This window comes from Methanosarcina sp. UBA5, assembly GCF_002505485.1.
In the GTDB taxonomy this organism is placed as follows: Archaea; Halobacteriota; Methanosarcinia; order Methanosarcinales; family Methanosarcinaceae; genus Methanosarcina.
This window is the reverse complement of record NZ_DAVG01000053.1, coordinates 86512-93975: the sequence shown is the minus strand read 5'-3', so window position 1 is coordinate 93975 and position 7464 is coordinate 86512. Positions and strand designations below refer to the sequence as shown.

The following is a 7464-nucleotide window of genomic DNA, read 5'->3' as shown; positions in this document are numbered from 1 at the left end:
TTTTAAATTTTTATCTCAAAGAATGGCGGATTTCGTTTTATCCAAACTCCCTAGCTTTTTTATGTTTTAATGTTTTACATTTAAATATTTATTAACAAGTATATATTTTGGCCTCTCCTAGTACGGAAAAAAAGAATGAATACAATGTAATTCCACCCGAAGATTAGGGAATAAAAGTGCTCTCAGGGCAGAGAAGTTAGTTTTCCAGTAGAATGATTGAGACCGTGAAAGACACCTTTTGCTGCTTTATAGGTGAATTCAAGGCTCCATGCTGCGGAGTTCTGAAAGCGAATCAAGCGAGTTATTCCCTCCTTAATACTCGAAAATTCTTAAATGGGTCGCCCTGAGAGAATTTTAACCTTGATTGATCCGAAATTAAGATGCTCTATAATTCTTATAATTGCATTACGAATTTTCAGGATTTCTCTGTTCCAGGCAACAGTTTTCGTTCTCATTTTTGTTACTCTGTCTCATTTTTCTGATTCATTCCCTTTTATCTCTTTTCAAAAGCAGTAGTTCTAATAGGAACAGTTTGGTGAAGGAACAGTTTGGTGAACTTTCCCACTTAATACATAAATTTATATATTCGGGCTTTCTGTAAGTATTAGAACATTTCATGTTTTTTAACTTCTTTCGTCTTTCCCCCCTATTCGCCTGACACTGATTCATAAAGGAAGGTAGTCTTATCAACCTGCAAATTCCCGCCGTTGCGTTTCCCTATATGGGAGCATTAATCTTTTCAGGAACTATATCGACTTTACTTGCAATCAAAGCCTACAAAGCTTTCAAGTACCGCAGGATGTATTTCTCAAAATATTTCATACTTATTATGTTGAGCATGTCTCTCTGGTCCGTGAATTATGCCTTTGAGGTCGGATTTATGGACATTGAGCTCAAATATCTCTTTACCCGTCTCGAGTATATTGGGATGGCCTTTGCTCCAGTAGCATGGTTTATATTTGCATCTGAATATTCAGGAGTATGTAAGGAATTCATAAGAAAGTATCAGAAAGCATTTTTCATACTTCCTTTGCTCATAATCCTTTTGATGCTTACAAATAGCTATCACAGGATGTATTTTTTAGGCTATTACCTAGACGCCTCAAGGGGCTTTCCTCTTCTTGTGCTCAAACACGGGCCTTTTTTCTGGATATTTTATATTTATTCTTTTATTTTAATTTTCTTTGGAATTTTCTTCTTCTTCAATCAGTTTGTCCATCTAACTGCACCCTACAGGGCTCAGGCAGCAATTGCTCTAACGGCAGCTTGTATTCCAGTCCTGGGAAATATTCTTCATATCGCAGATATAGGTCCTTTTGCATTCCTTGACCCGACTCCTTTTTCATTTACAATTACAGGTTTGATTCTCTTCTGGGGCATCATGCAGCATGAATTCCTCAACATTATTCCGATTGCTAGAGAAAACGTAATCGAATCCATGAGTGATGGATATATCGTAGTAGACCTTGCAGATTCCATAATAGATATCAATAAGGCTGCTCTTGAGCTGGCAGGAAAAACAAAAAAAGAGGTTCTCGGGAAAAATTTAAATGAGCTTCTCGGAGATCAAGTAGAAATGCCTCAGAATGAAGTTCATGAGGGCTGTTTCCACAAAGAAATTTCCTTGAAGAGTGGATTTGAAACAAAATTTTTCACTCTCAGTGTCAGCCCCCTTATGACAAAAGATGATGCAGAGGGCAGGCTGATAATGATGCGTGACACTACTGAAACTTCTCGATATCAAGAGGCCCTGAAACAGGCTAACAAGAAGATAAACCTCATGAGCAACATTACCAGACATGACATTCTTAACCAGGTAAATGTACTTTCCGGGTACACCGAATTAATTTCCGAAACTCTTCCTGAAAACGTCAAGAACGATCCTCGAATAGTGAAGTATCTGAAAAATCTCAATAAAGGTATTGAAACGATCCACAGTCAGATTGTTTTCACCAAAGACTACCAGGAACTCGGAGTAGTTTCTCCGATCTGGCAATCCGTAAGTAATACAGCAAGAGAAGCAGCCTTTCCCTTCTCTGGCCAGAGCTTGAAGTTTTCCATCGAAGAAAACAGAGTGGAGATCTATGCCGATCCACTGCTTAAAAAAGCCTTTTACAATCTGTTTGACAACGCAAGGGCACATGGAGAACATGTTACTGAAATCAGTGTTAGTTCACGCAGGGTTGCGGACAATCTTGTAATTGAAGTAAAAGATAATGGTATAGGAGTTTCTTCTGAAATGAAAGAGCTAATTTTTGAAAAATCCATCGGGAAAAATACCGGACTTGGGCTTTTTCTTGTCAAAAGTATCCTTTCCATCACAGGCGTGGGGATTAAAGAAACCGGAACTGAGGGAACGGGCGCGAGATTTGAAATTACAGTGCCTCCTGGTAACTGGCGCAAAAACGCTTCTCACTAAATTGATGGATATTTAAGTACTTCAATAAGTCAAAACTCAAATTTTTACATCATCTCCAACATCACCCAAATTTTCACGTTATCTCCAGCATCACTAAATTTTCACGTTATCTCCAGCATCACTAAATTTTTCACATTATCTCCAACATCATATATCCATTATTTCTTCCGCTTTTTTCATTGGAGCCGATCTTTACTTCCTGCCAATTATTAACTCATACTAATTATTAACTCATACCAATTATGTTATTTAACCTCTGGGAGTTTTTTTCATTCATATATTTTTATATCCCTGCTTCAATATATTGTCTTCCTGAAAAGATTCTCTGAAAAGCATTTTTCAGCCGATAACTACTTCTGGTGACAAAAATGAGTAAATTTACCCTAAAAGAGAGGTTTGAAAAGGCACTCAAAGGAACGGCTTTAGACATTGTTCCTGTCTGTTCCGTAACTCAGACAGGCACTGTAGAACTAATGGAAATGACTGGAGCACACTGGCCCCAGGCAAATTTCAATGCCGATAAGATGGCTGCGCTCGCACTTGCAGGATATGAGATTGCAGGATTTGAGAATGTGCGCTGTCCTTTCGACATTACCGTACTTGCCGAGACCCTTGGCTGCACAGTAAATGAAGGAAGTATAGATATGCAGCCTTATATAACGGACTTCCCCTGCAAAAACAAGAAAGATGTGAAGAATATAACGGTTCCGGATTCGCTTCTTGATAGCAAGCGGACTTCGGTAGTCTTGGACGCAGTTGAAATTCTGAATGAAAGAGTAGGAGAGACGGTGCCTGTTATTGCAGGGGTTGTGGGCCCTGCTGGACTTGCCTCCATGCTTGCCGGAATAAAAAATTATCTTACGTGGTTTGTGAAGAATCCTGAAGTTATTGAGGAACTAATGGGAGTTCTTACCGATGCCTGCATAGAATATGCCAATGGCCTGCTTGAAAGAGGCGCACATGCCATAACCCTTATAGATTCCGAAGCTGGGCCTGACATTATTTCCCCTCAGATGTTCGAAGAATCGGTCTTTCCCCTTTACAGGAAATTTTGCAGGAATGTAAATGGCCTGAAAATCCTTCATATGTGCGGTGACGCCACCGCCGTTCTTGATCCTCTCGGAGATGCAGGGTTTAACGGAATAAGCATTGAAGAAAAAGTAAGTGTAAGTTTTGCAAAAGCAACTGCAGGCGATCGAGTGCGGTTTATAGGAAATGTTTCTCCGTCCGATACCCTGCTCGCAAAAGGGCCTGAAGCAGTTTTCATTGAAGCCACTGCCTGCCTTGATGATGGAATTGATATCCTTGCTCCAGGCTGTGGGCTTGCTCCCCATACCCCACTTGAAAATATAAAAGCGCTTGTCAGGGCAAGAGATGATTACTTCTCACAGTGAATCTTCGTTGAGAGCCTCTGGTAAATCTGTTTAAAAGGAGGCTTTCTATCGTTTTCCTTTGTATGTTCTGAGCCTCCAAGGCTTATGAATGCTGCAGAAGCAAGTATAAGGGCACAGCCCGCAAGCATTTCGGAAGATAGTGCGACTCCCAGTACCGCTATATCGAAAAATACTCCGCTGACAGGTTCTATTAGAGCAAGAAGGCTACCGGTCTGGGCTTTGAGACTGGCAAGCCCGATAATCGTAAATATCTCTCCAAAACCTATTGATACTATTCCGAAGGCAACAAGCACTTTCAGGTTGCTATAAAGAACATCAGGAGAAACATTGAATGCATAGGGGCTTAGAAGCAAAAGGGCGATTCCCATAGGCCAGAACATGATAGCAAGCTCCGGGTATTCTGCTTTAAGGATTTTTACGTTTATAATGAGTGCCGCAAAGATTACTCCTGAGAGCAGTCCAGCTCCAATGCCGAGCATATAGGTGCTTGTAAGTTCAATACCTGAAAGGCTTTCCGGCTTTACTATCAGGAATACTCCGGTAACTGCTATAAAAAGGGCAGTTATACTTTCCTTCCCAATTTTTTCCTTCAGGATGAGAGGAGAGGCAAGCATTACATAAATTGGGGCAGTGTACTGGAGTAGAATGGCAATAGAAACACAGGTAATTTTCAGGCAGGTAAAGTAAAGCAACATGCATGCGACAACAAGCGTGCCCTGCAGGAGAAGACTCCCTCTCCTTTTCTTCAATTTAAGGTCTGAGATTTTCCCCCTGCCAGCTATATAGATAAAAAGAAACAGCAAGCCAAATAATAGCCTGTAGAATATTATAGGAGTTATGGCCATATCATGGATACGATCAATGAAAAGTCCGTTCATGCCATAAAATATGCAGCCTGCAATTACTGCCAGATGCGGCTTTTTGTCCTTCAGGAACATTCGAGAAGGATATGCCTGTAGTATTTATATACCTGCTGGAAAAGTCATAGAATGAGCTTGAAACCTCAGATTTTCAGTTTAGGGCAACTTTCGGCTGGCTATTAAGTATTGGCTATCAAATATTGGCTATCAAATATTGGTTATCAGCTATTAGTTATCAACTATTGGCTGATATGACTGCTCTTAAACAAAAATTCCTGTAATCAGGCAAAAAACTATGGCAGGAAATAGTTTTAAAGCAGTTAGGGATCTCATACCTGAAATTCTTAAACTTTCAGGCAGAGAGTGCATAATCCGTGAGATTTCAGACTCCAGTTTTCTTCCTGAGCTTGAAAATAAGCTTGAGGAGGAACTTAAGGAATATCTTGAAAGCAAGGAGCTTGAGGAGCTTGCCGACCTTCTGGAGGTAATTTACAGAGCAGAACTCAGAGGTTCTTCAAAAACGAAACTTGAGGCAATAAGGCAGCGGAAAAAACAGGAAAACTGTTGGTTTGAGAAAAATCTTCTCCTTCTTAATTTACTCGAAGAAGGCTCTCATCCGGAGTTAAGCCCTATTGGCTCTTCCAAATCCAGGAGGGTGGTTTTCAAACTCGCGCACTTTACACCTTTGAAGCCTTGTCTCAGGTTTTTCCCGGCTAATCAACTATATGCACATTAGATCAATTTTTCCTTCTCCTGCTCGGCGTGACAGTTGCAACAAGATGTGCCGCCAGAACGACGGATGCTGCAGAAAAAAATACCAAGAGGCGATTTTCCTGTTGTTTCAACTTTTTCCTCTTTGACCTAAATTTTTTTATTTCCGAGGCATCTGGTCTGAGTGTAAACTTGATTAATGAAGTTAAAGCCTTTCAAGCGCCACTTTATTTTTTGTCTGGTCTTTTATTCTTTTAATGAATTCATCTTCAAGATCCTCTCTTACAAGTAGGATGAATTCCACGGTATCCGAGTACGTTTCTTCCTGGATTACTGCGTATTTTTCTATCAGATTTCTTACTTTCTGACTTTCCGCATATCTCAGACGTATTCTTAATCTAGCCTGCTCGAAGACTTCGATAACTTCGGCCTCTTCAATAGCGGAGAGTGCCGTATCCCGGTATGCTCTTGAGAGTCCACCGAAACCCAGTTTTATTCCCCCAAAATATCGAGTCACGACCACAGCCGCATTTAGAATTTCTTTTGATTCGAGTATTTTAAAAACAGGCTTTCCTGAGCTGCCCGCAGGCTCACCGTCGTCATCGTATTTGAGGGCAAAAGAGCTTTTTTCTTTTATAAAATAAGCCGAAACATTATGGTTTGCATCGCGGTGGAATTCCTTAATATCTCTTATGAAAGCTTTTGCCTCAGCCTCACTTTCTATAGGTCTGGCATAACCTATGAACAGGGAGTTTTTGAATTCCTTCTGAGCCTTACCGCAGCATTTAAGAGTTTTGTAATATTTCAGTATTTTATCCTCAAACTGCTTTCAGATCTTGCCCAAACAGGGTGTCAACAGGTTTGCGCTTCCTCAACGGAGGAATATTACATCCCACTTAAATACCTTTCTCCCACCGAGTGGTCTTTCTTTTTGAACTTTAGAATATATATTCCCCTTATAATATATATATTAGAAATCTTGAGAGAAAAAAGGCTATAATAAGTATAATAATTTATTATTTACTAATAATATTCATTTCTGCACATATATTACAATTAAATACGCCATTTTGCGGTATTATTCTTTTACGAAATCGAAAAGTTTTAATGTAATTGGCTGGTCATGCATAAATATCTCATATGAAAATCCCATAATTTTATATGAGCTGGGTGTAAAAAAGGAAGAGAACTTTAGAGGTATTATTAATGAAAAAAATGTTAAAGATTATGGCAATGCTCCTTGTTATTGGTGCTGTTGTCTTTGCAGCCGGCTGTTCTGAGAAGAAGGCTGACACAAATTCTACAGCTTCAGAAGCAGTGAATGGCCAAGCTCCAGTAGCAGACCAAAATGTAAGTGTGAACAATACAAGTGCAGAAGTTCCAGCTGCAGACAACATTACAGTTGTAAATGACTCTGCCAATGTTACAGATGATTCTGCCAATGTTACAGACGACTCTGCCAATGTTACAGATGACTCTGCCAATGTTACAGACGACTCTGCCAACGTTACAGACGACGACTCTGCCAATGTTACAGACGACTCTGCAGATAACAACACTACACAAACAAGCAGTTTATAATTTAGTAGCGTAAAAAGGAATTACAAGTAGCCTTTCTAATAGGCTACAATTTTAGTTTTTTAAAACGGCTTGATATAAATCAGCTCTGATTTTATATCTCTTCACATAGAAAATTTCCCAGAAAATTTTCTCAATACAGTGATCTCAAATTATTTATTACTGCTATCAGAGACTACATTAACATATATTTAATAATCTTATCTCATAAAAATAGCTTCAAGTTTATTGAAGTTAATCTATAGATCCTTTCATTTCTTGTTTTATCCTGATATGTGCAAAGATTCACAGACAATCCTTGAAACCTGTAACACAGAGAAAGTCTCTAGAAATACTTTAAACTGCTTGATACTCTGATGTGTTATATCTTTGCTTGGATCGAACAAATTAAACTCTGAAAAGCCTCAGCCTGAAATGAAAAAGTAATTACATTCATAAATAAACTATTTTCAAAAATAATAGCTTCTTAACAGTAGTTTTACCCTATTTTCACAATTTTTAT

At 39.1% G+C, this 7464-nt stretch carries 7 protein-coding genes; 4 read left to right on the top strand and 3 right to left on the bottom strand.

The features are described from left to right. Positions 1–329: 329 nt before the first annotated feature. On the bottom strand, positions 330–455 hold the full coding sequence (locus tag BP621_RS05425; protein WP_292388385.1) for a hypothetical protein: 126 nt from the start codon (positions 453–455) through the stop codon (positions 330–332). Between the two features lie 266 nt (positions 456–721). On the opposite strand from BP621_RS05425, the gene BP621_RS05420 reads away from it, so the two are divergent. Together BP621_RS05420 and mtaA are read left to right on the top strand one after the other, a co-directional pair. Further along, positions 722–2419 (top strand): histidine kinase N-terminal 7TM domain-containing protein, encoded by a 1698-nt coding sequence (locus tag BP621_RS05420; RefSeq protein WP_292388384.1) that lies wholly within the window; start codon positions 722–724, stop codon positions 2417–2419. Positions 2420–2787: 368 nt separating this feature from the next. After that, positions 2788–3813, top strand: a complete 1026-nt coding sequence (gene mtaA / locus BP621_RS05415) for a methylcobamide:CoM methyltransferase MtaA (protein WP_292388381.1) — start codon at positions 2788–2790, stop codon at positions 3811–3813. Here the strand turns inward: mtaA and BP621_RS05410 are convergent. Next, complete coding sequence (locus tag BP621_RS05410) at positions 3798–4751, bottom strand: DMT family transporter (RefSeq protein ID WP_292388379.1); 954 nt, start codon at positions 4749–4751, stop codon at positions 3798–3800. The two genes, mtaA and BP621_RS05410, sit on opposite strands and share 16 nt — an antisense overlap. Before the next feature lie 217 nt (positions 4752–4968). Here BP621_RS05410 and BP621_RS05405 point away from each other — a divergent pair, with 217 nt between their 5' ends. Beyond that, positions 4969–5409 (top strand): hypothetical protein, encoded by a 441-nt coding sequence (locus BP621_RS05405; protein WP_292388378.1) that lies wholly within the window; start codon positions 4969–4971, stop codon positions 5407–5409. A 180-nt stretch (positions 5410–5589) separates the two neighbouring features. Here BP621_RS05405 and BP621_RS05400 read toward each other — a convergent pair whose 3' ends face one another. After that, the gene (locus tag BP621_RS05400; protein ID WP_292388392.1) at positions 5590–6132 is read right to left on the bottom strand and encodes an IMPACT family protein; all 543 of its coding nucleotides are present in this window, start codon (positions 6130–6132) and stop codon (positions 5590–5592) included. Positions 6133–6590: 458 nt separating this feature from the next. Between BP621_RS05400 and BP621_RS05395 the strand changes: the two genes are divergently transcribed. Continuing rightward, positions 6591–6965, top strand: a complete 375-nt coding sequence (locus BP621_RS05395; RefSeq protein ID WP_292388376.1) for a hypothetical protein — start codon at positions 6591–6593, stop codon at positions 6963–6965. The last annotated feature ends 499 nt before the right edge of the window (positions 6966–7464 follow it).

Coding starts and splice junctions, on each gene's coding strand:
- BP621_RS05425 (WP_292388385.1), bottom strand. CDS start 455: ATGAGAACGAAAACTGTTGCCTGGAACAGAGAAATCCTGAAAATTCGT.
- BP621_RS05420 (WP_292388384.1), top strand. CDS start 722: ATGGGAGCATTAATCTTTTCAGGAACTATATCGACTTTACTTGCAATC.
- mtaA (WP_292388381.1), top strand. CDS start 2,788: ATGAGTAAATTTACCCTAAAAGAGAGGTTTGAAAAGGCACTCAAAGGA.
- BP621_RS05410 (WP_292388379.1), bottom strand. CDS start 4,751: ATGTTCCTGAAGGACAAAAAGCCGCATCTGGCAGTAATTGCAGGCTGC.
- BP621_RS05405 (WP_292388378.1), top strand. CDS start 4,969: ATGGCAGGAAATAGTTTTAAAGCAGTTAGGGATCTCATACCTGAAATT.
- BP621_RS05395 (WP_292388376.1), top strand. CDS start 6,591: ATGAAAAAAATGTTAAAGATTATGGCAATGCTCCTTGTTATTGGTGCT.